Source organism: Streptomyces sp. NPDC001796, from assembly GCF_042892355.1.
In the GTDB taxonomy this organism is placed as follows: Bacteria; Actinomycetota; Actinomycetes; order Streptomycetales; family Streptomycetaceae; genus Streptomyces.
Genome location: NZ_JBIAUC010000013.1, coordinates 86872 through 109453 on the forward strand (window position 1 = coordinate 86872; position 22582 = coordinate 109453).

The window sequence follows — 22582 nt, forward strand, 5'->3', positions numbered from 1 at the left end:
TGCCCTGTCCAGCCGCCGCTACCGTGCCCTGCATGACGACAGCCGCCACTGACGCCGATGGCCCCGGGAACTCGGGAGCGCACCCCCTCTTCGTTGCGGCCCTGGACGACATGGGCCTCGGTGAACTGCAAGCGCGTGTCCGCCGCTTCCCGGACGCGACCCGTACCGCCGCCGAGGCCGCCGCCGCCATCGGGTGCGAACTCGCCCAGATCTGCAAGTCGTTGGTGTTCCAGGCGGACGGGGAGCCGGTGCTCATCCTGATGGACGGGGCGTCCCGGGTGGACGTGAAGCGCGTGCGGGAAGAGCTCGGGGCCGGGAAGGTCGGCCGGGCCAAACCGGATGTCGTGCGGGAGACCACCGGGTACGCGATCGGCGGTGTGCCGCCCTTCGGGCACCGTAGGAGGACCCGGGTCCTCGCCGACCGTGCACTGCTCGACCACGAGACCGTGTGGGCCGCCGCCGGCACCCCCCACACCGTGTTCCCGATGGACCCGAAGTCACTGATCGCCCACGCGGGCGGAACGCTGGTGGACGTGCGCGAGCAGACCTCGTGACGCCCGCCGTCACCGCGGCGGTGCTGCTCGCCGCCGTCACGCACGCCAGCTGGAACGCCATCGCCCACCGCATCACCGACAAGCTGGTCGGCTTCACGCTGATCTCCGGTGGCGGGGCGCTCATCGGACTGGCGATCGCCCTGTTCGCGGCGTTCCCCGCGGCACGGGCGTGGCCGTACCTCCTCACCTCCGCGGCCATCCACATCGCCTACATGGCGCTGCTCATGCGCTCGTTCCGGCTCGGCGACTTCGGGCAGGCGTACCCCATCGCGCGCGGCACCGCGCCCCTCGTCGTCACCGTGCTGGCGGCGGTGTTCGCCCACGAGGTGCCGGACGGCTGGGCGGCGGCGGGCGTCGCCGTGTCGTGCGCCGGGCTGACCGGGGTCGCGCTGTGGGGGCTGCGCGGGCGCCGCCCGAACTGGGCGGCCATCGGCGCCGCGCTCGCCACCGGCCTGACGATCGCCGCGTACACCCTGGTGGACGGGCTGGGCGTACGGGCGTCGGGATCCTCCTTCGGCTACATCGCCTGGCTGATGGCCGTGCAGGGGGTCGTCATCCCCGCGTACGCCTGGTACCGGTGGCGGGGCGAATTCACTGTGCGGCTCCGGCCGTTCGCGGCACTCGGGCTGCTCGGCTCCGCGCTGTCCGTGACGGCGTACGCCCTCGTGCTGTGGGCCCAGACCCGGGCCGAGCTGGCCCCCATCGCCGCCCTGCGGGAGTCCTCGATCATCGTCGGCGCGGCCATCGGTGCCGTCTTCTTCAAGGAGCGGTTCGGTATTCCGCGGATCGCGGCGGCCGGGCTGCTGGTGGTCGGGATCGGGTTGATGCTCCACGCCGGGTAGGAGGCGAGGGGGCCGACACCCCAGTACGCGAGCACCGGTGATCCCGCAGGAGACACTGTCCGCGCGCTACCCCGACAGGGGGATCACCGTCGAGGTGAGCGAGTTCCGTTCACAGAACAGCGCGAAGATCGCGGGTCGGCGGGTATGCGCTGCGCGGAGTGCGACAGTTCCCGAAAAACCGTCGCACTCCGTGCGCGGGTGCCCCTCACAGACGGACTCGCCAACACAGTCGACGAAGTTGCTCCAGTGCCCCCGGATGACGGAGGCCGGGCTGCCGGTGGTCCGGATGGGGCTGATGCTCCACGCCGGGTGGGTGACGACGGAACGTTCGTCCGCTGGGGAGGCAGCATGGGAAGTGCATCAGTCCCGTGGAATCAGGAAGTCGACGTCATGACAGACAAGCTCACCGTGAGCGTCCTCGGTACCGGCATCATGGGCGCCGCGATGGCCCGCAACATCGCCCGCGCCGGGCACACCGTCCGCGCCTGGAACCGCACCCGTGACAAGGCCGAGCCGCTTGCCGCCGACGGCGCGCAGATCGCCGGCACCCCAGCCGAGGCGGTGCGGGATGCCGATGTCGTGCTGACCATGCTCTACGACGGCGCCACCGTCCTGCAGGTCATGCGGGAGGCCGCCGACGCCCTGCGCCCCGGCACCGCCTGGGTGCAGTCCACCACCGCCGGGATCGAGGCCACGGGTGAGCTGGCCGCCTTCGCCCGGGAGCACGGACTGGCCTTCTACGACGCCCCTGTGCTCGGCACCCGACAGCCCGCGGAGGCCGGGCAGCTGACGGTGCTCGCCGCCGGGCCCGTCGAGGGGCGGGAGGCGGTGACGCCCGTCTTCGACGCCGTCGGCGCCCGCACGCTGTGGACCGGTCAGGACGGTGCGGCGGGCAGCGCCAGCCGGCTGAAGCTGGTGGCCAACAGCTGGGTCCTCGCCGCCAGCGCCGCGACCGGCGAGGTACTGGCCCTGGCCAAGGCCCTGGACGTGGACCCGCAGAAGTTCTTCGACATCATCGCGGGCGGCCAGCTGGACATGGGCTACCTGCACGCCAAGGCGGATCTCCTTCTGAACGGCACGCTGACCCCGGCCAGTTTCGCCGTGGCGACGGCCGAGAAGGACGCCCGTCTGATCGTCCGGGCCGGGGAGGAGCACGGCGTCCGCCTCGACGTGGCCGCCGCGACCGCCGAACGCCTCGCCCGCGCCGCCGCCCAGGGCCACGCCGACGAGGACATGGCAGCCGCGTACTTCGCCAGCTTCGACGAGAAGTCCGGTTCCTGAAGGTTCCGGCGAGCTCCCGGAAGACTCCGAGGTCTGCCGGAGAGTTCCGAAGGCGCCCGCGCCGTGCATCGGGGGACGAGGAGGAGCACCCTGGAATCAGCGGTTCCGGAGGTGATCGTCATGGCTATGCACACCGCAGTCGGATGGCATGTGGAACTCGAGTTCGAGGAGGACGACCAGCGGACGCGGGCGGCGGCGCTCGTCCGGCTCCCCGACGGCAAGGAGGTCCGGGCGCGCGGCTACGCAAGCCGCCACCGCACCGACTCGAATCAGCCGCGCGTCGGTGAGGAGATCGCGGGGGCGCGTGCGCTCAACGAGCTGGCGATGCAGCTGCTCACGAAGGCGCACGACGAGATCGACGAGGCGTCGGGGCGGACGTCGCACCCGCTGACGTTCCACTGACGCACAGCGGGACAGAGGAGTACGGGTAGTACGGGTCCCCGCGGTGCCCGCACGGCGAGGCGTGCGGGCACCGTTGCGCCGCGTGCCCGGTTACGCCAGCGCCGTACGCACCGCCCGTACCAGCGCCTGCGCCCGGGGGTCCGCCGTCACGCTCTTGTGGAAGCCGTTCGTCACATAGCCGAAGGCGATGCCCGACTCCGGGTCCGCGAAGCCCAGCGCGCCGCCGCGGCCCGGGTGGCCGAAGGAGCCGGGGGTGAGCAGTGGGGACGCGCTGCCGTGAAGCATGTAGCCGAGGCCGAAGCGCGTGGGGACCACCAGCACGCGGTCCGGGCCCGCCGAGGCTTCCCGGCGCGCCAGCTCCACGGTCGCGGGGGAGAAGAGGCGTACGCCGTCCACCTCGCCGGTCAACGCCGCGTAGAACCGGGCCAGCGCGTCGGCCGTCGCGATGCCGTTCGACGCGGGCAGCACCGCCGCCCGGTAGGCGGGGTCGTTCTCGTCGGGCAGCGGGGTGATCGCCGCGAACGCACGGCGGGTCAGGCTCGCCGGGTCCGCGTACGCGTCGGCGACCGCCCGCTTGGGGCGGGTGCGCAGGGCGCCCTCCCGGGCCGGGGCCTCGATGCGGCCGACGCGGCCCACCCGGTGCGCCTCCGCCTCCGGCAGGCCCACCCACATCTCCAGGCCCAGCGGCCCGGCGATCTCGGTGGCGATCCACTCGCCGATCGAACGGCCCGTGACCCGCCGCACCAGCTCGCCCGTCAGCCAGCTGTACGTCTGCGCGTGGTAGCCGTGGTCCGTGCCCGGCTCCCAGACGGGGGCCTGCCCGGCCAGCACCGCGGCCGCCAGATCGGGGTCGGCGGCCTCGGCCGGGGTGAGCGGGTGGTCCAGGACCGGTACGCCCGCCCGGTGCGACAGGACGTGCCGCACCGTCGTGTGTTCCTTGCCCTGCGCCTTGTACTCGGGCCAGTGGTGTCCGACCGGCGCGTCCAGGTCCAGCTCCCCGCGCTCGGCCAGCATCAGCAGCACGGCCGCCGCGACGCCCTTGGTCGCCGAGCGCACGATCTGCGCCGTCTCCCGCTGCCAGGGCGCCGTGCCGTCGACGTCCTTCGTGCCGCCCCACAGGTCCACGACCTTTCGGCCGTCCCGGTAGACGGCGACCGCCGCCCCGCACTCGCCGAGCGCCTCGAAGTTCCGTACGAACGCCTCCCTGACCGGCTCGAAGCCCTCGGCCACAGCGCCGTGCACGTCCACGTCCGCACTCCCGTCCCGATCCTGGATGGTCGATCGCCTGCGACTATGGGCGTAACGCGTGCCTCGAGCCTGCGATTCCTGGGGTTCCTCAGCCCAGCACAATCGTTACATCGATGTTCCCGCGGGTGGCGTTCGAGTAGGGGCACACCTCGTGGGCCGCCTCCACCAGCCGGGCCGCGACCTCCTGGTCGAGGACGGGCAGCGAGACGGTCAGGGCGACCGCGAGGCCGTAGCCGCGCTGCTTGTTGGGGCCGATGCCGACCTTGGCGGCGACGGCGGAGCCGGTCAGGTCGTAACCCTCACGGTTGCCGACGAGGATCAGCGCGTTGTGGAAGCAGGAGCTGTAGCCGGCCGCGAACAGCTGCTCGGGGTTGGTGCCGCTGCCGTCGCCGCCCAGCTCCGGCGGCATCGCCACCTTCAGCGCGATGTGGCCGTCCTGGCTGGTCACGTACCCGTCCCGGCCGCCGTGGGCGGTGGCCTCGGCGACATACATGATCTTCGTTGGACGGGTGTCGACAGCGGTGCCGTCGGACATGGTCGGCCTCCCCCAGAACAAGTGTGCGCAAGTACATCGTGCACAAGGTACCGGCTGGTAGGTAGGATCGCCGTTACCAGGGGGTAGCAACCATGGGTAACCCGAGATCAGCGAGTGCGGGCCGCCGCGGCCTCCGCCCTCTCCGTCAGGCGCCACAGTTCCTCGCGCAGCCGCGCGATGCCCGGGCCGTCGAGCCCGGTCGCCGTGAGCAGGGCGCCGGGCACGCGCGCCGCGCGCTCCCGCAGCTCCTCCCCGCGCGAGGTGACCGCGACGAGCACCGACCGCTCGTCCCGCGCCGACCGCTCACGCCGGACCAGGCCCGCCGCCTGAAGGCGCTTCAGCAGCGGGGAGACGGTGCCGTAGTCGAGGCGCAGGGCGGCCGCCAGCTCCTTGACCGTCGTCTCGCCGCGCTCCCACAGGACCAGCAGGACGAGGTACTGCGGGTAGGTGAGACCGAGCTCATCGAGGAGCGGGCGGTACACGGCCGTCACCGCGCGCTGGGCGGCGTACAGCGCGAAGCACAGCTGGTCGTCCAGGAGCAGTGAACCGTCCATCTCCTCGTTCGTCACGCGCCCATTGTCACGGACCGCGGATCGAAGCCGAAGGGCAGTTCCAGGCGGTGGGCGCGCATCAGCTCGTCGTCGGCGAGCAGGTCGGCGGTCTTGCCGTCCGCCGCGATCACACCGTCGCTCAGGATCAGGGAGCGGGGGCACAACTCCAGGGCGTACGGCAGGTCGTGCGTGACCATGAGCACCGTCACGTCCAACGACCTGAGGATGTCGGCGAGTTCGCGGCGGGAGGCCGGATCCAGGTTGGAGGACGGCTCGTCCAGGACCAGGATCTCCGGCTCCATGGCGAGGACGGTCGCCACGGCCACCCGGCGGCGCTGACCGAAGGAGAGGTGGTGCGGCGGGCGGTCCTTGAACTCCGCCATGCCGACCCGCTCGAGGGCGCGGTCGACGCGCTCCTGGAGTTCCGCGCCCTTCAGCCCGGCCGCCGCCGGCCCGAACGCGACGTCCTCGCGGACCGTCGGCATGAACAACTGGTCGTCCGGGTCCTGGAAGACGATCCCGACCCGGCGGCGGACCTCCGCCATGTGCCGCTTGCCGACCGGCAGTCCGGCGACCGTCACCGTGCCCGTGCCGCCGGTCAGGATGCCGTTGAGGTGCAGCACGAGCGTGGTCTTCCCGGCGCCGTTGGGCCCGAGCAGCGCGACCCGTTCGCCGCGCTCGATGCGGAAGTCGACTCCGAACAGGGCCTGGTGGCCGTCCGGGTAGGCGAAGGCCAGCCCGGCCACTTCGAGTGAAGGTGTCACAGGGTCCATCCCAGCAGGCAGACGACGAGGGCGGTGAAGGGCAGGGCGAGGGCGTACGACCACTGCGCACGGGACGCGGTCACCTCGTCGATGACCGGCATCGAGCCGGAGTAGCCACGGCTGACCATGGCCAGGTGCACGCGCTCGCCCCGTTCGTAGGAGCGGATGAACAGCGCGCCCGCCGACTTCGCGAGCACGCCCCAGTGGCGGACGCCGCGCGCCTCGAAGCCGCGCGACTCCCGCGCGATGCGCATCCGCCGCATCTCGTCGGTGATGACGTCGCCGTAGCGGATCATGAAGGAGGCGATCTGCACGAGCAGGGGCGGGAGCTTCAGGCGCTGCAGGCCGAGGAGCAGTTCGCGCAGTTCGGTGGTGGCGGCGAGCAGCACGGAGGCGGCGACGCCGAGGGTGCCCTTGGCGAGGACGTTCCACGCGCCCCACAGGCCGTTCACGCTCAGCGAGAGCCCGAGGACCTCGACGCGCTCGCCCTCCGCCACGAACGGCATGAGCACCGCGAACGCGACGAACGGCACCTCGATCAGCAGCCGCCGCAGCAGAAAACCGGCGGGCACGCGGGCCGCGTACGCGACGAGGGCGAGGAGGACGGCGTACAGCGCGAACGCCCACATCGCCTCGCGCGGGGTCGAGACCACGATCACCACGAAGGCGAACGCGGCGGCGAGCTTGGTGTGCGGCGGCAGGGCGTGCACGGGGGAGTGCCCGTGCCGGTACAGCCGATGGGCGTGGCCGGCGCCCATGTCAGCTCGCCTGCGAGGGTTCGGTCGTCCGCCGTCTGCGGACGGCCCAGAAGACCGCGCTGCCCGCGACCACGGTGACCCCGACGCCGATCACTCCCGCGAGGCCGCCGGAGAGGCGGGCGTCGGCGATGTCCCGGACGCCGTAGTCGGCGAGCGGGGAGTCGGCCGACGCGTGCGGCTCGGTCTTCCGGGCGATGCCCTGGTCCTTGGCGACCTTCTCCAGGCCGTCCGGGCTGGCGGAGGCGTAGAAGCTGACGAAGCCGGCGAGGACGAGAGAGGTGACCAGGCCGGTGACCCACAGCTTCCAGTGGTGGGGGTTCCTCCCTGCTCGAGCGGAGTCGAGAGCTTGGGGGAGGGCGGCGGCCCCGGGGACGGCGGGCTCGGCGTCGGGCGCGTCCACCAGCTGACCGTTCACCCGCAGTTTGAGCTTCCGCTCCAGGCCCCGCGCGCCGTACACCAGGTCGGGCCGTACGGCGATGACGGCGCCGACCGTGAGCGCGGTGATCGTGCCCTCGCCGATGCCGATGAGGACGTGGACGCCGATCATCGCGGTGGCGACCTTGGAGATGGCCACGTCGGTCGTACCACCCACGGCGTAGATCAGCGTGAAGGCGACCGCGGCGGCCGGCACCGAGACCAGCGCGGCGACGAAGGAGGCGACGGTGACCGAGCGCCGCCTGCGCGGCAGCACCTTCACCAGGCCCCGGAAGACGGCGTACGACACGACGGTCGTCACCACCGCCATGTCGGTGATGTTCACGCCGAGCGCGGTCAGACCGCCGTCCGCGAAGAGGATGCCCTGCATGAGCAGGACGACCGAGACGCACAGGACCCCGGTGCAGGGTCCGACGAGTATCGCGGCCAGCGCGCCGCCCAGCAGATGCCCGCTGGTGCCCGCGGCGACGGGGAAGTTCAGCATCTGGACCGCGAAGATGAACGCGGCGACCAGGCCGGCCAGCGGGGCGGTGCGCTCGTCGAGCTCACGCCGGGCGCCTTTCAGGCTGACGGCCAGGGCGCCGGCGGCGAGGACACCGGTCGCGGCGGAGGTGGGGGCGTCGATGAATCCGTCCGGGACATGCACCGTTCGAGGATAGCGGCTTATTGCGACCCATTTGCAAGAGCTTGAGTGTCGTGAAAGGCGCACGGGAGCGCGCACTGTGGCGAGCGACACTCGCATCGGAGGCCGGTGGCGCCCATATGTGCGACATTGGATGGGTAGCGGATTCACAGCTTCTGCTTGGGTGACGCAGCGTGAGGAGTGATCCGATGTCCGTGGTGGAACAGTACGCGCGAGGCCATGTCGTCACCGACTCCCCGGAAACTCCTGACGCCGTCCCAGTCGTCCTGCGCTACGACCCGGACGCCGACCCCCGCTCGGTGCGCATCGGCCTGCCGGGCCCGCATGAGTGGGCCTTCTCGCGGGACCTGCTGGAGCAGGGCCTGAGCGCTCCGGCGGGTACGGGCGAGGTCCGCATCTGGCCGTGCGGCCGGGTCCAGGCCGTGATGGAGTTCCACTCACCGCAGGGCGTGGAAGTGGTGCAGTTCGAGTCGAAGGCCCTGATGCGGTTCCTGCGCCGGACGTACACGGTGGGGGCGGGGCCGGGCCGGTAGGGCATCCGCCCGACAAATCGGCTACCCGTCCGGCGGGGCAGCTTCCGGTCCGGGGACAGCTCCGTCCCCGGGGGCTCAGCTTCCCGCGCGCAGGAGCGCCGCCACGATGGGGCCGGCCGTGTCGCCACCGTGGCCGCCTGCCTGGACCACGCCCGCGGCGGCCAGGTCGCCCTTGTAGGCGGTGAACCAGCCGTTCGGCTTCTTCTGGCCGTCGACCTCCGCCGAACCCGTCTTCGCACCGGAGTCCGGGCCGAGCCCCGCCATCGCCTTGGCAGCCGTGCCGTACGCCGCCGTGTACTGCATGACCTCCTTCAGCGCGGCCTGGGTCTTCGCGGACATGGTGCGCGAGGCCTTCGCGAGCGTCCGGTCGTCCACCGCCGGGGACACCAGGTACGGCTGGTGGAAGACACCGGTCTCCACCGTCGCGGCCACCGACGCCATGTTCAGCGGGTTCATGCGCACCCCGCCCTGCCCGATCAGCGAGGCGCCCATCTGCGCGCCGCTCTGCACCGGGATCGAGCCGTCGAAGGTGGGGACGCCGATGGACCAGTTGTCCAGACCGAGGCCGTAGACCTGCTGGGCCTCCTCGGTCAGGTCGCTGTTGGACAGCTTCGGCGCGAAGTTGATGAAGGCGTTGTTGCAGGAGGCCGCGAAGCTCAGCTTGAACGAGCCCTGCTTGATCTCGGAGTCGTCGTCGTTGTGGAACGTCCAGCCGGCCAGCTTGTACGTCTTGGGGCAGGGGTGCGACGCCTCGGGGGTGACGAGCCCCTTCTCGAACAGCATCGTCGACGTGATGATCTTCATCGTGGACCCGGGAGCCAGGGAGCCCTGGAAGGCGACGTTGAAGCCGTGGCCGGTGTTGGCGACGGCGAGGATCTCGCCGGTCGACGGGCGCATGACGACGACCGAGGCGTTCGCCTGCTTGGCGACCTGCTGCTCGGCAGCCGCCTGGAGCGCCGGGCTCAGCGTCGTCTTCAGCGTGCCCGGCGTGCCCTCCCTCAGCGTCACCAGCGTCTTGTCGGGCGTCTTCTCCTTGCCCTTCGCCGCCGCCCTGCGCATGATCCGCAGCTCGATGCCCGCCTTGCCGCCGGCCTTCTTGCCGTACTTCTCGCGCAGGCTGTCCAGCACCGTGCCCAGCGACGGGTACTTGGCCGCGGTGATCTCGCCGCCGTTGCGGTCGGTCGCCTTGACCGGGGGTGTGCCCGCCTCGCCGGTCACCAGGCGGTCGCCGTCCGCCAGGTCCGGGTGCACCACCGACGGCTGCCACCGCACCAGCGGCACGCCGTCGTTCGCCCGCCGCACCACGGTCAGCTTCGAGGCGTACGTGAACGGCTTGCTCACGCCCTGGTAGGACACCGTGGCCTTGACGGAGAAGGGGACCGTCGCCCCGGTGGCGGTGCCGGGGGTCAGCGTGACGCCCGTGATGTGCGCGTCCTTGCGGTAGCCGGTCAGCGCCGCGGCCGCGGCGGCCGAGTCGTCCGTGGCACCCGCCGCCTTGGCCACGTCGCCCCGCTGCCAGGCCGTGAGGAAGGCGGTGGCCGCCGTACGGACCTCGGAGGCGGACGGCGGCCCGATCCTCACCAGCTTCCGGTGGCCCGAGGCCGCGTTGCGGTCCTCGGCCGCCGCGCCGCCGCCCAGCAGGCTGTAGGCGCCGACGGCGCCGCCCAGCCCGACGACGGCGATCAGCGCGCCGATCACCAGCGGCCGGCTGTTGTTGCGCCCGGCGACGCGCCTTCTCTTGCCCACAGCTCCCGGTCCTCCGCAGTCCCCAGGTCCCCCAGTGCCCTCACAGTCCTCAACGAGAACACCACAGTAGAGTCCCGCGGTGACACGGGTGACTTCAGCTGCCCGTTCGTAGCACAGCTGCGACAATAGGACCGGCCGCGTCGCCGCCGTGCCCGCCCTCCTGGGTCATGGCCGTCGCGGCGATGTCGCCCCGGTAGCCGGTGAACCAGCTGTTGGACTTCGCCTGCCCGTCGACCTCCGCGGACCCGGTCTTCGCGCCGATGTCACCGCTGAGCCCCGCCATCACCTGCGCGGCGGTGCCCTGGGTCGCCGTCAGCCGCATCATCGCCCGAAGCTGCGCCACCGTGCTCGCGGACAGCCCCTTGGCGGTGGCCAGTTCGCGGTGGTCGAGGTCGGGGGAGACCAGGTACGGCTGCCGGAACGTGCCCGTGATCGCGGTCGCCGTGACCGAGGCCATGTTCAGCGGGCTCATCTGGACCTGGCCCTGGCCGATCATGTTGGCCGCGGTGTCCGGGCCGCCGGAGGCGGGCACCGAGCCGTCGAACGAGACGATGCCGGTCTTCCAGTTGTCCTGTCCGAGCCCGAAGCGGTCCTCGGCCTCCCGGGTGAGCGAGTCGACCTTCACCTCGTCCGCGTACTTCACGAACGCCGTGTTGCACGACCGCATGAAACTGTTCGCCAGCGTCGCCTTCTCGTTGGGGGCCATGTTCTTGAGGTTGTGGAACGTCTGGCTCTGCCAGACGGCCGTGTCGGGGCAGGGAGCGGGGCCGTTCATGGTGGTGATGCCGTTGTCGATGAGCGTCGCCGCACTGATGATCTTCATGGTCGAACCCGGGGCGAGCCGCCCCTCGAACGCCGCGTTGAACTCGTCGCTGCGGTGGTTGGCGACCGCGAGCACCTCACCCGTGCTCGGCTTGACCGCCACCACGGAGGACTCCGCGTACTTCTGGACGGCCCGCTCGGCGGCGGCCTGCGCGGTGGCGCTGAGCGTGGTGTGCAGCTTGCCCGGCTTGCCCTCGGCAAGCGTCAGCAGGGTCTTGCCGGGCGTGCCGGCGTCGGCGCGCTGGACGGACAGCTCGATGCCGGGCGTGCCCCCGGCCACGTCGCCGTACTTCTCACGCAGGGCGTCCAGGATCGGGCCGAGGGAGGGGTACTTGTCCCTCGTCAGCACCGCCCCGTTGCGGTCCACCGCCTCGATCGGCGGGGCCTTGGCCTCCCCGGTGACGAGTGTGTCGCCCTTCTGCAGGGACGGATGGACGACGGACGGCTGCCAGTCGACCAGCGCCCGCCCGGTGGTCACGCCGCGCACGACGGACAGCCTGCTGTCGTAGGCGATCGGCTTGGACTTCCCCTCGTAGGACACGGTCGCCTTCACGGAGAACGGCACCGTGTCCCCGCTGAGCGCGCCCGGCGTGATGTGCACACCGGTGATGTGCGCGCTGGATCCGAAGGCGGTGAGCAGCTGCGCCGCGGCCTCTGCGTTGTTCGTGTACGAGGCCGCGGTGGCCGCGTCACCCCTCTCCCAGGCGGCGAAGAACTTGCCGGTCGCCTCCTTGACCTCGCCGGCCGACGGCGGCCCGGTCTTCACCTGCGCGGCCCCTTGGGAACCGCCCCCCGAACTCTCGTTCAGCGCACTCAGCACGTTGTAGGCGCCGTATCCGGCCCCTCCGACCATCACCGCGAACACCCCGCCCACGATGACGACCTTGACCCCCTTGCGCATGGCAGACAGCCCCCTCCCCGTAGGTCTCGCACTGTAGGCAGCCCGAGGGACGCTTGGGGGCTGTGTGGTCGTTCGTTGTCCAAGAGTGATCAGGAATATGACCTGAACCCGCGTTTTCGGCCACCACGTACGTGAATGCCGGATACGTGAGCGGGGCGGCGTGATCAACGACACCGATGCGTGGTCTCAGGGCCGTCCCGGGGCCGCCGGCAGCCGTCGACGCCCGGCGACGACGACGAGGGCGCGGCCGGCCGCCGCGCCCTCGTGGTGTGTCCGCCCGGCTAGACCCAGGTGTCCAGCCACATCCGCGCCCGCCAGGAGTCCATCGGGATCGCCGTGCCCGTGTAGATGGGCCAGAAGTAGATGAAGTTCCAGGCGATCAGCAGGACCAGGACGCCCGCGCCCGCCGCTCCCGCGATCCGGCGGCGTTCGTCCGCGCCGGGTGGGCCGAGGAGCGCGCCGATCATCATCGCGACCGCAAGGCACAGGAACGGCACGAAGACGACCGCGTAGAAGTAGAAGATCGTGCGCTCCTGGTACAGGAACCACGGCAGGTAGCCGGCCGCGACACCGCACGCGACGGCGCCCGCCCGCCAGTCGCGGCGGAACGCCCAGCGCCACAGCACGTACACGAGTGCGAAGCAGGCCGCCCACCACAGCAGCGGGGTGCCGAGTGCGAGGACCTCGCGGGCGCACTTCCCGCCCGCGTCCGTGGGGCAGCCCGCCTCACCCGGGTTCGGGGACTCGTAGAAGTACGAGACCGGGCGGCCCACCACGATCCAGCTCCACGGGTTCGACTGGTACGTGTGCGGCGACGTGAGGCCCACGTGGAACAGGTAGACCTCGTGCTCGTAGTGCCACAGGCTGCGCAGCCAGTCGGGCAGGAAGGTCCAGTTGCCGCCCTTGCCGTCGGTGGCCGCCCAGTTGCGGAAGTAGCCGCCGGAGCCGTTGGCCGGGGACAGGATCCAGCCGGTCCAGGAAGCCAGGTACACCGCGAGCGCGACCGGGACCGTCGCCAGGAAGGTCAGGCCCGTGTCCCGCTTGAGGACCGTCAGGTACGGGCGGCGGGCGCCCGCGACCCGGCGCGCGCCCACGTCCCACAGCAGGGCCATCACACAGAACGCGGCCAGGAAGTACAGGCCGTTCCACTTCGTGCCGATCGCCAGGCCCAGCATCAGGCCCGCCAGCCAGCGCCACGGGCGCCACCCGAGGCGGGTGGTCTCTGCGGTGTGCGCGTCCGGGCGCACCCGGCCGTCGGCGTCCACCGGGAGGGCCGCCGCCAGCTTGGCGCGCGCTCTGTCCCGGTCGACGAGCAGGCAGCCGAAGGCCGCGAGCACGAAGAACTCCAGCACGCCGTCGAGCAGCGAGGTGCGGCTCATCACGAACTGCAGCCCGTCCACCGCCAGCAGCCCGCCCGCCAGACAGCCCAGAAAGGTGGACCGGAACAGGCGGCGGCCGATACGGCACAGCAGCAGCACCGCCAGCGTGCCGAGCAGAGCGGTCATGAAGCGCCAGCCGAACGGGTTGAAGCCGAAGACCAGCTCGCCCAGGCCGATGACGTACTTGCCGACCGGCGGATGCACGACGTACGCGGCGTCCGTCGGGACCGGCACATGGCCGTTGTGCTGAAGGATGAGGTCGTTCGCGTCCTTGGCCCAGTTCGCCTCGTACCCGTTGTGGACGAGCGCCCACGCGTCCTTCGCGTAGTACGTCTCGTCGAATATCACCGCCCTGGGGCTGCCCAGGTTCCAGAACCGCATCAGCCCCGCGATCAGCGTCACGAGCAGCGGGCCGCCCCACGCCGACCAGCGCGTGATCCGGTCGGCGGCGCCCTGCCGCAGGCCGATCGACGCCCAGATGCGCGGGCTGGGCCGGTTGTACGGCGGCACAAGCCGGTCGCGGACGTCGCTTCTCGCGCGCGCCGCGTAACCGAAACGGCGCAGCCGCTGCTGCCACGACGGCCGCGGTTCTTCGCCGGCCTGGCCCTGCCGGGTGTCCGTGGAGGACGCGGTACTGGTCACCGCGCCATCGTAGGGAACACGTCTGTGTGAGTCCCGCGCTTGGGCCCTACCCGATCGGCCGTGCCGGTCTTCCGGCGCTCCACCGGGCACGGCGCCCCGCGGCGGCAGCCCCCGACGTCGACGTCGTCCCGGCCGATCGGGTGGGGCCCGCGCCTGCGAGGATGGAAACGTGACAGTTGCACCTGGGACTACGACCGGAACCCTGGTCCTCGCCGGAACCCCCATCGGGGACATCGCCGACGCGCCGCCGCGGCTCGCCGAGGAACTGGCCACCGCCGATGTGATCGCCGCCGAGGACACGCGCCGGCTGCGCAGGCTCACCCAGGCGCTGGACGTCCAGCCCGCCGGGCGTGTCGTGTCGTACTTCGAGGGCAACGAGTCCGCCCGGACACCGGAGCTGGTCGAGGCCCTGGTGGGCGGGGCGCGGGTGCTGCTCGTCACCGACGCGGGGATGCCGTCCGTGTCGGACCCCGGCTACCGGCTGGTGGCCGCCGCCGTGGAGAAGGACATCCGGGTGACCGCCGTGCCGGGGCCGTCCGCCGTGCTCACCGCGCTGGCGTTGTCCGGGCTGCCGGTGGACCGGTTCTGCTTCGAGGGGTTCCTGCCGCGCAAGGCGGGGGAGCGGCTGTCGCGGCTGCGGGAGGTCGCCGAGGAGCAGCGCACGCTGGTGTACTTCGAGGCCCCGCACCGGCTCGACGACACGCTCGCCGCGATGGCGGAGGTGTTGGGGGGCGAGCGGCGGGCCGCGGTGTGCCGCGAGCTGACCAAGACGTACGAGGAGGTCAGGCGCGGCTCTCTGGGGGAGCTGGCGGCGTGGGCCGCCGAGGGCGTACGGGGCGAGATCACGGTCGTGGTGGAGGGCGCCGGCGAGAAGGCCCCCGAGGAGCTGGACGCGGCCGAGCTGGTGCGCCGGGTGCGCGTTCGCGAGGAGGCCGGGGAGCGCCGCAAGGAGGCCATCGCGGCGGTCGCGGCGGAGGCGGGCCTGCCGAAGCGGGAGGTCTTCGACGCGGTGGTGGCGGCGAAGAACGCGACCGCGGCGGGCTGAGCCCAGGCGCTCCCCGCTGCCGGCCGGCGGGCGGTTCCGCCCCCTCGGCGCGGAGTCCCGGCGATGTGCGCCGCCATGATCGCCGTCCGCCCCTGTGAGGGGGCTCATACCCTCTCTGAGCAGGGCGCATCTCTCCTGAGCGTGCGCCCCATAGGGCGGCAAAGGGCTGTCGTCGAAGGCAAAGCCGGAGTGGGGCGATCGGGTGAGTTTGGCAAGCGAAGTCCAAATCGCCCCCAACACTCGACAGGTCCGCTCCCGCTCCCGCTCGTGAAGGCGTCCACTGGGACAGGGACGCACCCGTCCCTCGCCACCGTGGGACCGCGCGGGGTTCCGGGGGGAAGCCCGCACCGCGGGGGCGCTTGTCCAGCGGACAAGAGGAGCTGGAATGAGTGAGATATCAGGGCGGACCGGCCAGGCCACGGCGGCCGGCCAGGTCACAGGGCAGCCCGACCGCAACGCGGCGACCGCCGTCGTCCACGAGTCCTATTCCTTCGCGTGCATGCGCTGCGGGCACGGCTGGGAGCAGTCGTACGAGATAGAGCACCACCTCGACGCGGACGGCAACGAGTTCGTGATGTACGTGGCGAACGGCCGCGTCGTCCCCTCGCCGCTGAGCCGCCCGGCCTGCCACAACTGCGACAGCCACGTGGTGCGCATCATGCGCCCGGGCCAGGTGTCCTCCGTGCAGAACTCCCTGCACCGGCACCACGCCCCCGTCCCGCAGGCCGACGGCGAGGACCGCGAGGTGCCGGGCACACAGCCGGAGGCCACCGACGGCCACCATCACTGGCACCTGTCGGACCTGCTCCACCCGTTCCAGAACCACCGCAGGGCGGGCTGACGGCTCCTGCCGCAAGGCAGTCCCAGGCGAGGCATGCCCCTTTCGTAGGATCGGGGCATGCCTTCCGGAGCCTCCGAGCAGTCCGCCAAGAACGCGCCGCCGCCGCTTCCCGCGCCCCTCGGCGTGCCCGTCGCCGACTCGCACACCCACCTCGACATGCAGTCCGGCACGGTGGAGGAGGGCCTCGCAAAGGCCGCGTCGGTCGGCGTGACGACGGTCGTGCAGGTCGGCTGCGATGTGCGGGGCTCGCGCTGGGCCGCCGAGACCGCCGCGGCCCACGACTGCGTGCACGCGGCGGTTGCCCTGCACCCGAACGAGGCCCCGCGCATCGTGCACGGCGACCCCGACGGCTGGTCCCGGCAGGGCGCCCGGGAGCCTGGCGGGGACGCTGCGCTGGACGAGGCGCTCGCCGAGATCGACCGTCTCGCCGCCCTGCCGCAGGTCAAGGGTGTGGGCGAGACCGGTCTCGACTACTTCCGCACCGGTCCCGAGGGCAAGGCCGCCCAGGAGCGCTCCTTCCGTGCCCACATCGAGATCGCCAAGCGGCACGGCAAGGCGCTGGTGATCCACGACCGCGAGGCCCACGCCGACGTGCTGCGCATCCTCAAGGAGGAGGGCGCGCCGGAGCGGACCGTCTTCCACTGCTACTCGGGTGACGCCGAAATGGCCGAGGTCTGTGCGCGGAACGGGTACTTCATGTCGTTCGCCGGCAACGTGACCTTCAAGAACGCCCAGCCGCTGCGCGACGCCCTGGCCGTGGCGCCCCTGGACCTCGTCCTGGTGGAGACCGACGCGCCGTTCCTGACGCCCGCGCCGTACCGCGGACGGCCGAACGCGCCTTATCTCATTCCGGTCACGGTCCGCGCCATGGCCGCGGTGAAGGGCGTCGAGGAGGACGCGCTGGCGGCGGCCGTCGCGCGCAACACGGCCCGCGCGTTCGCGTACTGACCGGCCCGCCCGGCCGGGGTGTCCACCGGGAGCCCGTGTCGCGACACCGAGTAACCGCGTTGCTTTGGAGAGTGACGGCCAGCCGCTAGGTTCTGGTCGCCGTGTCGGAACCTCTCTGGAGCGTGTCGTCGTGAGCAACCGGCAGTACTCGCCGTACGGGGCGTACGAGGACCGTGAGGCCCCCGGTCGCGCCCACCCGGACACGTACCGGCCCGCGTACGAGGCGCGCGCACGCGCGGCCGCGCGCGCCACGGAGATAACGGCCCCCCCGCCCCGCCGGCAGCCGAAGCCCATCCCGCGCCCCTCGGGGCGCGCCCAGGCCCGGCACGCGGCGCGCGGCAGAAAGGGCGGCGCACGCCCCGACCCCATGCGCCGCCTGATTCCGCAGGCGCTGGTCGTCGCGTTCCTCGCCGGCGGCACCACCGCGTTCGTCGCCAACGACAAGGCCGTCGAGCTCACCGTGGACGGCCGCACCCGCACGCTGCACACCTTCGCCTCCGACGTCGGCGAACTGCTCGCCCAGCAGGGCGTGAAGGTCGGCGATCACGACCTCGTCGCCCCCGCGCCCGGAACTCCCCTCGCGAGCGGTGACGAGGTCGCGGTGCGCTACGGCCGGCCCGTGCGGCTCACCATCGACGGCATCCAGCGCGAGGTGTGGACGACGGCGCCCACGGTGGAGGCGGCGCTCCAGCAGTTCGGGGTGCGCGCGGAGGGCGCCTACGTGTCGACCTCGCGTTCCCAGGGGATCGGCCGCGACGGGCTCGAGCTGGACGTCCGCACCGAGCGCACCGTGACGGTCCTCGCGGACGGGCAGGCCCGCACCATCCGGACCAACGCGGCGACCGTCCGCGAGGCCGTCGCCCAGGCCGGGGTCGTGCTCTACCGGCAGGACACGACGTCCGTGGCACCGGACAGCTTCCCGCGCGACGGGCAGACGGTGACCGTGCTGCGGGTGATGGGCTCCAAGGAGGTCCGTGAGGAGCCGATCCCCTTCGACGTGCGGCGCACCAAGGACCCGAACCTGCTCAAGGGCACGGAGGTGGTCGCACGCCCCGGGCAGGCGGGCGCACGCCGGGTCACGTACGCCCTGCGCACCGTCAACGGCGTCAGGGAGAGACCGCGGCGGATCAGGGACGAGGTGGTGCGGCAGCCACAGACCCAGCTCGTCCGGATCGGCACCAAGCCGCGCCCGGACCTGGTGGAGGGCGCGGAGCAGCTGAACTGGAAGGGGCTCGCGGTCTGCGAGTCGGGCGGCCGCGCACGCGCGGTGGACCCGTCGGGCACGTACGGCGGCCTCTACCAGTTCGACCGGCGCACCTGGCGCAGCCTCGGCGGCTCGGGCCGGCCGCAGGACGCGCCCGCGGAGGAGCAGACGTACCGGGCGAAGAAGCTGTTCGCACGCCAGGGGACCAGCCCGTGGCCGCACTGCGGGTCGCGGCTGTACCGGTGACGGTGCCACCGGCCGGAGGCCCGGGCGCCGCCCCGTAGGCTTGGCCCGTGAGCAGCCCCACCCCCGACGCCCTGCTGGGCCCCGCCGACGTCCGTGAGCTGGCGGCGGCCCTCGGCGTGCGCCCCACCAAACAGCGCGGCCAGAACTTCGTCATCGACGCCAACACGGTGCGCCGCATCGTCCGCACCGCCGAAGTGCGGCCCGACGACGTCGTCGTGGAGGTGGGACCCGGGCTCGGCTCGCTGACTCTGGCGCTCCTCGAGGTCGCCGAGCGCGTCACCGCCGTGGAGATCGACGACGTGCTGGCGGCGGCGCTGCCCGCCACCATCGCGGCGCGCATGCCGGAGCGCGCCGAGCGGTTCGCGCTGGTGCACTCCGACGCGCTGCACGTCCGTGAGCTGCCGGGCCCCGCCCCCACCGCGCTGGTCGCGAACCTGCCCTACAACGTCGCCGTTCCCGTCCTGCTCCACATGCTCGACACCTTCCCGAGCATCGAGCGGACGCTGGTGATGGTGCAGTCCGAGGTCGCCGACCGGCTCGCCGCCGCGCCCGGGTCCAAGGTGTACGGGGTGCCGTCCGTCAAGGCCAACTGGTACGCCGAGGTCAAGCGCGCCGGAGCCATCGGGCGCAACGTCTTCTGGCCCGCGCCCAACGTCGACAGCGGGCTGGTCTCGCTGGTGCGGCGCGCCGAGCCGCTCAAGACCGCCGCGTCGAAGGACGAGGTGTTCGCGGTCGTGGACGCGGCGTTCGCCCAGCGGCGCAAGACGCTGCGGGCCGCGCTCGCCGGGTGGGCGGGGTCGGCCGCGGCGGCGGAGGCCGCGCTCGTGGCAGCCGGCATCTCACCCCGGGCGAGGGGCGAGTCGCTGACGGTGGAGGAGTTCGCGCGTATCGCCGAGAACCGCCTGGCCGAGCACAAGGAGTCCGAGTAAGTGAGCGTGACGGTACGCGTCCCGGCCAAGGTCAATGTGCAGCTCGCGGTGGGCGGTGCCCGCCCCGACGGCTTCCACGACCTGGCGAACGTCTTCCTGGCCGTGGGCCTGTACGACGAGATCACGGTGACCCCGGCCGACGAGCTGGGCGTCACCTGCTCGGGGCCGTACGCCGCGCAGGTGCCGCTCGACCGTACGAACCTGGCGGCGCGGGCGGCGCTGACGCTCGCGCAACGCCGTGGGCTGGATCCGGCCGTGCACATCCACATCGCCAAGGACATCCCGGTCGCCGGGGGCATGGCGGGCGGCAGCGCGGACGGGGCGGGCGCGCTGCTGGCGTGCGACGTGCTGTGGGGCACGGGGGCCTCGCGCGAGGAACTGCTGGAGATCTGCGCCGAGCTGGGCAGCGACGTGCCGTTCAGCCTGGTGGGCGGGGCGGCGCTGGGTACCGGGCGGGGCGAGAGGCTCACGGCGCTGGAGGTCGGGGGCACCTTCCACTGGGTGTTCGCGACGGCGGACCGGGGGCTGTCCACTCCGGCGGTCTTCCGGGAGTTCGACCGCCTGAACGAGGGTGTGCGGATCCCCGAGCCGGTCGCTTCCCAGGACCTGCTGGACGCGCTGGCGAAGGGCGACGTGGGCGCGCTGGCGGCGACGGTGTCGAACGACCTGCAGCCGGCGGCGCTGTCCCTTTTCCCGGAGCTCGTGGACACGCTGGCCGCGGGCCAGGCGGCGGGTGCGCTGGCGGGGCTGGTGTCGGGGTCGGGGCCTACGGCGGCGTTCCTGGTGCGGAATGCGGATTCGGCCGGGAGAGTGGCTGAGGCGCTCGTGGCGTCGGGGACGTGCGAGTCGGCGAGGGTCGCGGTGTCCCCGGCGCCGGGGGCGACGGTGGTCTGATGAGTGAGCCTCAGAGCTCGTCGATGGCGGTCAGGTCGATGTCGATGGAGTACGGCCTGTCGACCTTGATGCGGTCGCGATAGGTGCCGGTAGGCCTGTACATGCCCGTTTCCTGCGACAGTTCGAATACCTCTACAGCCGGATGCTTGTAGGGTCCGGTCATCTCGACCAGCCAGTAGTACTGGATGCCTGCGGCAGCGTACTTGTGCGTCTTGGTGAGCCGGTCGCGGGCTTCGGACTCCGGGGAAACGACCTCGACGGCGAGTACGACGTCCTTGCCTTCGAAATACGTCTGGTCCGGCCCCTTCTTGGCTGTTGCCTTGATCACGGAGATGTTCGGTTCGGCGCCGTTGCGCCGATCAAGCACCACCGTCATCTCGCGTGCGACTTTCAAGCCGGGCGGCAGAGTGCGGCGCAGGCCGCTGACCAGCAGGTCGATCGCGGCGAAGTGGAAGTAGCGCTGCGGGCTCGCGTGCCCTCCGCGGTAGCGGCCCAGCGCGGATCACGTCACCACAAAGAGTGACGACACGAGTGCACCCCGCCCCCTCCCCCGGAGGCCCTACGCTTGAAGGCTGATCGATCCCCGCGTCAGGAGTGAAATGGCCGTCAACCTGGTCAATGTCGAGAACGTCAGCAAGGTGTACGGCACCCGTGCCCTGCTCGACGGCGTCTCGCTCGGCGTGTCCGAAGGGGACCGGATCGGGGTCGTCGGGCGCAACGGCGACGGCAAGACCACCCTGATCCGGATGCTCGCCAAGCTGGAGGAGGCCGACACCGGCCGCGTCACCCACTCCGGCGGGCTGCGCCTGGGCGTGCTCACCCAGCACGACTCCCTCGACCCGGCCGCCACCGTCCGCCACGAGGTCATCCGGGACATGGCCGACCACGAGTGGGCGGGCAACGCCAAGATCCGCGACGTGCTCACCGGCCTCTTCGGCGGACTCGACCTGCCCGGCTTCCCTCAGGGGCTCGACACCGTCATCGGCCCCCTCTCGGGCGGCGAGCGGCGCCGTATCGCGCTCGCCAAGCTGCTGATCGCCGAGCAGGACCTGATCGTCCTGGACGAGCCCACCAACCACCTCGACGTCGAGGGCATCGCCTGGCTCGCACAGCACCTGCGCGAGCGCCGCTCCGCGCTCGTGTGCGTCACCCACGACCGCTGGTTCCTCGACCAGGTGTGCACCCGCATGTGGGACGTGCAGCGCGGCGAGGTCTTCGAGTACGAGGGCGGCTACTCCGACTACGTCTTCGCCCGCGCCGAGCGGGAGCGCATCGCCGCCTCCGAGGAGGCCAAGCGGCAGAACCTGGTCCGCAAGGAACTGGCGTGGCTGCGACGCGGCGCCCCCGCCCGCACCTCCAAGCCCCGCTTCCGCGTCGAGGCCGCCAACGAACTCATCAAGGACGTGCCGCCGCCCCGCGACAGCAGCGAGCTGATGAAGTTCGCCTCCTCACGGCTCGGCAAGACCGTCTTCGACCTCGAGGACGTCACCGTCCAGGCCGGCCCGAAGGTGCTGCTCAAGCACGTCACCTGGCAGCTCGGCCCCGGCGACCGGATCGGTCTCGTCGGCGTGAACGGCGCCGGGAAGACCTCCCTGCTGCGCGCCATGGCCGACGCCGCCCGCAGCGAGGGCGAGCAGCAGCCCGCGGGCGGCCGGATCACCGTCGGCAGGACCGTCAAACTCGCCTACCTCTCCCAGGAAGTCGCCGAACTCGACCCCACCTGGCGTGTCCTCGAGGCCGTGCAGCGGGTCCGCGAGCGGGTCGACCTCGGCAAGGGGCGCGAGATGACCGCCGGGCAGCTGTGCGAGACGTTCGGCTTCAGCAAGGAGAAGCAGTGGACGCCGGTCGGCGACCTGTCCGGCGGTGAGCGGCGGCGGCTGCAACTGCTGCGCCTCCTCATGGACGAGCCCAACGTCCTCTTCCTCGACGAGCCCACCAACGACCTCGACATCGAGACGCTCACCCAGCTCGAGGACGTCCTCGACGGCTGGCCCGGCTCGATGATCGTGATCTCCCACGACCGCTTCTTCATCGAGCGCACCACCGACAAGGTCTTCGCCCTCCTCGGCGACGCCACGCTGCGGATGCTGCCCCGTGGCATCGACGAGTACCTGGAGCGGCGCCACCGCATGGAGGAGGCCGCCGCGGCGGCCGCGGCACCGGCACCCGCCGTGGCCAAGCCGACCGCCTCCGCCGCCGACGCCCGGGCCGCGAAGAAGGAACTTCAGCGGATCGAGCGGCAGTTGGACAAGATCTCCGAGCGGGAGGGCAAGCTCCACCAGCAAATCGCCGAGAACGCCACGGACTTCGAGAAGGTGGCCGGACTCGACGCCGAGCTGCGGGAGTTGGTGGGGCAGCGTGAGGAGCTGGAGCTGCGCTGGCTCGAACTCGCCGAGGACGCCTAGGTGCTGACGGGCGCGGAACGCGCGCCGCGAGCGG

22 protein-coding genes are annotated in these 22582 nt (G+C 72.0%); 12 read left to right on the top strand and 10 right to left on the bottom strand.

Translation table 11 applies throughout. From position 1 onward, the window contains the following. Positions 1-32 precede the first annotated feature (32 nt). From ACFYZE_RS24625 to ACFYZE_RS24640, 4 genes are all read left to right on the top strand, one after another. Positions 33-554 carry a YbaK/EbsC family protein gene (locus tag ACFYZE_RS24625; RefSeq protein ID WP_388997957.1) on the top strand — a complete coding sequence of 174 codons (522 nt, stop codon included), beginning with the start codon at positions 33-35 and terminating at the stop codon, positions 552-554. Next, a complete protein-coding gene (locus tag ACFYZE_RS24630) occupies positions 551-1396 on the top strand; it encodes an EamA family transporter (protein ID WP_388997960.1) in 846 nt (281 codons plus the stop codon). Before ACFYZE_RS24625 ends, ACFYZE_RS24630 begins: the two co-directional genes overlap by 4 nt. A gap of 390 nt (positions 1397-1786) precedes the next feature. Next, on the top strand, positions 1787-2677 hold the full coding sequence (locus ACFYZE_RS24635; RefSeq protein WP_388997963.1) for an NAD(P)-dependent oxidoreductase: 891 nt from the start codon (positions 1787-1789) through the stop codon (positions 2675-2677). A gap of 120 nt (positions 2678-2797) precedes the next feature. After that, positions 2798-3079 (top strand): DUF1876 domain-containing protein, encoded by a 282-nt coding sequence (locus ACFYZE_RS24640; protein ID WP_388997966.1) that lies wholly within the window; start codon positions 2798-2800, stop codon positions 3077-3079. A 90-nt stretch (positions 3080-3169) separates the two neighbouring features. Here ACFYZE_RS24640 and ACFYZE_RS24645 read toward each other — a convergent pair whose 3' ends face one another. The 6 genes from ACFYZE_RS24645 to ACFYZE_RS24670 form a co-directional block, all read right to left on the bottom strand. Then, positions 3170-4327 carry a serine hydrolase domain-containing protein gene (locus ACFYZE_RS24645; RefSeq protein WP_388997969.1) on the bottom strand — a complete coding sequence of 386 codons (1158 nt, stop codon included), beginning with the start codon at positions 4325-4327 and terminating at the stop codon, positions 3170-3172. Positions 4328-4415: 88 nt separating this feature from the next. Beyond that, complete coding sequence (locus tag ACFYZE_RS24650; RefSeq protein ID WP_388997972.1) at positions 4416-4862, bottom strand: organic hydroperoxide resistance protein; 447 nt, start codon at positions 4860-4862, stop codon at positions 4416-4418. A 107-nt stretch (positions 4863-4969) separates the two neighbouring features. Further along, complete coding sequence (locus ACFYZE_RS24655) at positions 4970-5431, bottom strand: MarR family winged helix-turn-helix transcriptional regulator (RefSeq protein ID WP_388997975.1); 462 nt, start codon at positions 5429-5431, stop codon at positions 4970-4972. Further along, the gene (locus ACFYZE_RS24660; protein ID WP_388997978.1) at positions 5428-6186 is read right to left on the bottom strand and encodes an energy-coupling factor ABC transporter ATP-binding protein; all 759 of its coding nucleotides are present in this window, start codon (positions 6184-6186) and stop codon (positions 5428-5430) included. The genes ACFYZE_RS24655 and ACFYZE_RS24660 overlap by 4 nt, the downstream gene beginning before the upstream one ends. Beyond that, complete coding sequence (gene cbiQ / locus ACFYZE_RS24665; protein WP_388997981.1) at positions 6174-6935, bottom strand: cobalt ECF transporter T component CbiQ; 762 nt, start codon at positions 6933-6935, stop codon at positions 6174-6176. The genes ACFYZE_RS24660 and cbiQ overlap by 13 nt, the downstream gene beginning before the upstream one ends. 1 nt (position 6936) lies before the next feature. Further along, complete coding sequence (locus ACFYZE_RS24670; RefSeq protein ID WP_388997984.1) at positions 6937-8016, bottom strand: energy-coupling factor ABC transporter permease; 1080 nt, start codon at positions 8014-8016, stop codon at positions 6937-6939. Between the two features lie 185 nt (positions 8017-8201). On the opposite strand from ACFYZE_RS24670, the gene ACFYZE_RS24675 reads away from it, so the two are divergent. Next, the gene (locus ACFYZE_RS24675) at positions 8202-8546 is read left to right on the top strand and encodes an SsgA family sporulation/cell division regulator (RefSeq protein WP_388997987.1); all 345 of its coding nucleotides are present in this window, start codon (positions 8202-8204) and stop codon (positions 8544-8546) included. A gap of 75 nt (positions 8547-8621) precedes the next feature. Here the strand turns inward: ACFYZE_RS24675 and ACFYZE_RS24680 are convergent, their stop codons facing one another. The 3 genes from ACFYZE_RS24680 to ACFYZE_RS24690 all read right to left on the bottom strand — a co-directional run bounded on the left by ACFYZE_RS24680 (position 8622) and on the right by ACFYZE_RS24690 (position 14036). After that, positions 8622-10292 carry a penicillin-binding transpeptidase domain-containing protein gene (locus tag ACFYZE_RS24680; protein WP_388997990.1) on the bottom strand — a complete coding sequence of 557 codons (1671 nt, stop codon included), beginning with the start codon at positions 10290-10292 and terminating at the stop codon, positions 8622-8624. Positions 10293-10386: 94 nt separating this feature from the next. Next, positions 10387-12015, bottom strand: a complete 1629-nt coding sequence (locus ACFYZE_RS24685; RefSeq protein WP_388997993.1) for a penicillin-binding transpeptidase domain-containing protein — start codon at positions 12013-12015, stop codon at positions 10387-10389. Between the two features lie 281 nt (positions 12016-12296). Further along, positions 12297-14036 (bottom strand): dolichyl-phosphate-mannose--protein mannosyltransferase, encoded by a 1740-nt coding sequence (locus tag ACFYZE_RS24690; RefSeq protein WP_388997996.1) that lies wholly within the window; start codon positions 14034-14036, stop codon positions 12297-12299. Between the two features lie 169 nt (positions 14037-14205). Between ACFYZE_RS24690 and rsmI the strand changes: the two genes are divergently transcribed. From rsmI to ACFYZE_RS24720, 6 genes are all read left to right on the top strand, one after another. Beyond that, positions 14206-15081: a 16S rRNA (cytidine(1402)-2'-O)-methyltransferase gene (rsmI, locus tag ACFYZE_RS24695; protein WP_388997999.1), complete on the top strand. Its 876-nt coding sequence runs from the start codon at positions 14206-14208 to the stop codon at positions 15079-15081. Between the two features lie 385 nt (positions 15082-15466). Next, complete coding sequence (locus tag ACFYZE_RS24700) at positions 15467-15922, top strand: hypothetical protein (RefSeq protein ID WP_388998002.1); 456 nt, start codon at positions 15467-15469, stop codon at positions 15920-15922. A 57-nt stretch (positions 15923-15979) separates the two neighbouring features. Next, complete coding sequence (locus tag ACFYZE_RS24705) at positions 15980-16870, top strand: TatD family hydrolase (RefSeq protein WP_388998005.1); 891 nt, start codon at positions 15980-15982, stop codon at positions 16868-16870. Positions 16871-17000: 130 nt separating this feature from the next. Then, positions 17001-18320 (top strand): ubiquitin-like domain-containing protein, encoded by a 1320-nt coding sequence (locus ACFYZE_RS24710; protein ID WP_388998009.1) that lies wholly within the window; start codon positions 17001-17003, stop codon positions 18318-18320. 47 nt (positions 18321-18367) lie between these two features. Continuing rightward, complete coding sequence (rsmA, locus tag ACFYZE_RS24715; protein ID WP_388998012.1) at positions 18368-19249, top strand: 16S rRNA (adenine(1518)-N(6)/adenine(1519)-N(6))-dimethyltransferase RsmA; 882 nt, start codon at positions 18368-18370, stop codon at positions 19247-19249. Continuing rightward, complete coding sequence (locus ACFYZE_RS24720; protein WP_388998015.1) at positions 19250-20143, top strand: 4-(cytidine 5'-diphospho)-2-C-methyl-D-erythritol kinase; 894 nt, start codon at positions 19250-19252, stop codon at positions 20141-20143. A 10-nt stretch (positions 20144-20153) separates the two neighbouring features. Here the strand turns inward: ACFYZE_RS24720 and ACFYZE_RS24725 are convergent, their stop codons facing one another. Further along, positions 20154-20639, bottom strand: coding sequence for a Uma2 family endonuclease (locus tag ACFYZE_RS24725; RefSeq protein ID WP_388998212.1), 486 nt, complete (start codon positions 20637-20639; stop codon positions 20154-20156). 103 nt (positions 20640-20742) lie between these two features. Here ACFYZE_RS24725 and ACFYZE_RS24730 point away from each other — a divergent pair, with 103 nt between their 5' ends. Next, positions 20743-22548: an ABC-F family ATP-binding cassette domain-containing protein gene (locus ACFYZE_RS24730; protein ID WP_388998018.1), complete on the top strand. Its 1806-nt coding sequence runs from the start codon at positions 20743-20745 to the stop codon at positions 22546-22548. Positions 22549-22582 lie beyond the last annotated feature (34 nt).

Bases quoted from the DNA above. Each gene is read 5' to 3' on its own strand.
- ACFYZE_RS24700 (WP_388998002.1), top strand. From the start codon at position 15,467: ATGAGTGAGATATCAGGGCGGACCGGCCAGGCCACGGCGGCCGGCCAG.
- ACFYZE_RS24660 (WP_388997978.1), bottom strand. From the start codon at position 6,186: ATGGACCCTGTGACACCTTCACTCGAAGTGGCCGGGCTGGCCTTCGCC.
- ACFYZE_RS24705 (WP_388998005.1), top strand. From the start codon at position 15,980: ATGCCTTCCGGAGCCTCCGAGCAGTCCGCCAAGAACGCGCCGCCGCCG.
- ACFYZE_RS24640 (WP_388997966.1), top strand. From the start codon at position 2,798: ATGGCTATGCACACCGCAGTCGGATGGCATGTGGAACTCGAGTTCGAG.
- ACFYZE_RS24650 (WP_388997972.1), bottom strand. From the start codon at position 4,862: ATGTCCGACGGCACCGCTGTCGACACCCGTCCAACGAAGATCATGTAT.
- ACFYZE_RS24625 (WP_388997957.1), top strand. From the start codon at position 33: ATGACGACAGCCGCCACTGACGCCGATGGCCCCGGGAACTCGGGAGCG.
- cbiQ (WP_388997981.1), bottom strand. From the start codon at position 6,935: ATGGGCGCCGGCCACGCCCATCGGCTGTACCGGCACGGGCACTCCCCC.
- ACFYZE_RS24675 (WP_388997987.1), top strand. From the start codon at position 8,202: ATGTCCGTGGTGGAACAGTACGCGCGAGGCCATGTCGTCACCGACTCC.
- ACFYZE_RS24635 (WP_388997963.1), top strand. From the start codon at position 1,787: ATGACAGACAAGCTCACCGTGAGCGTCCTCGGTACCGGCATCATGGGC.
- ACFYZE_RS24730 (WP_388998018.1), top strand. From the start codon at position 20,743: ATGGCCGTCAACCTGGTCAATGTCGAGAACGTCAGCAAGGTGTACGGC.
- ACFYZE_RS24685 (WP_388997993.1), bottom strand. From the start codon at position 12,015: ATGCGCAAGGGGGTCAAGGTCGTCATCGTGGGCGGGGTGTTCGCGGTG.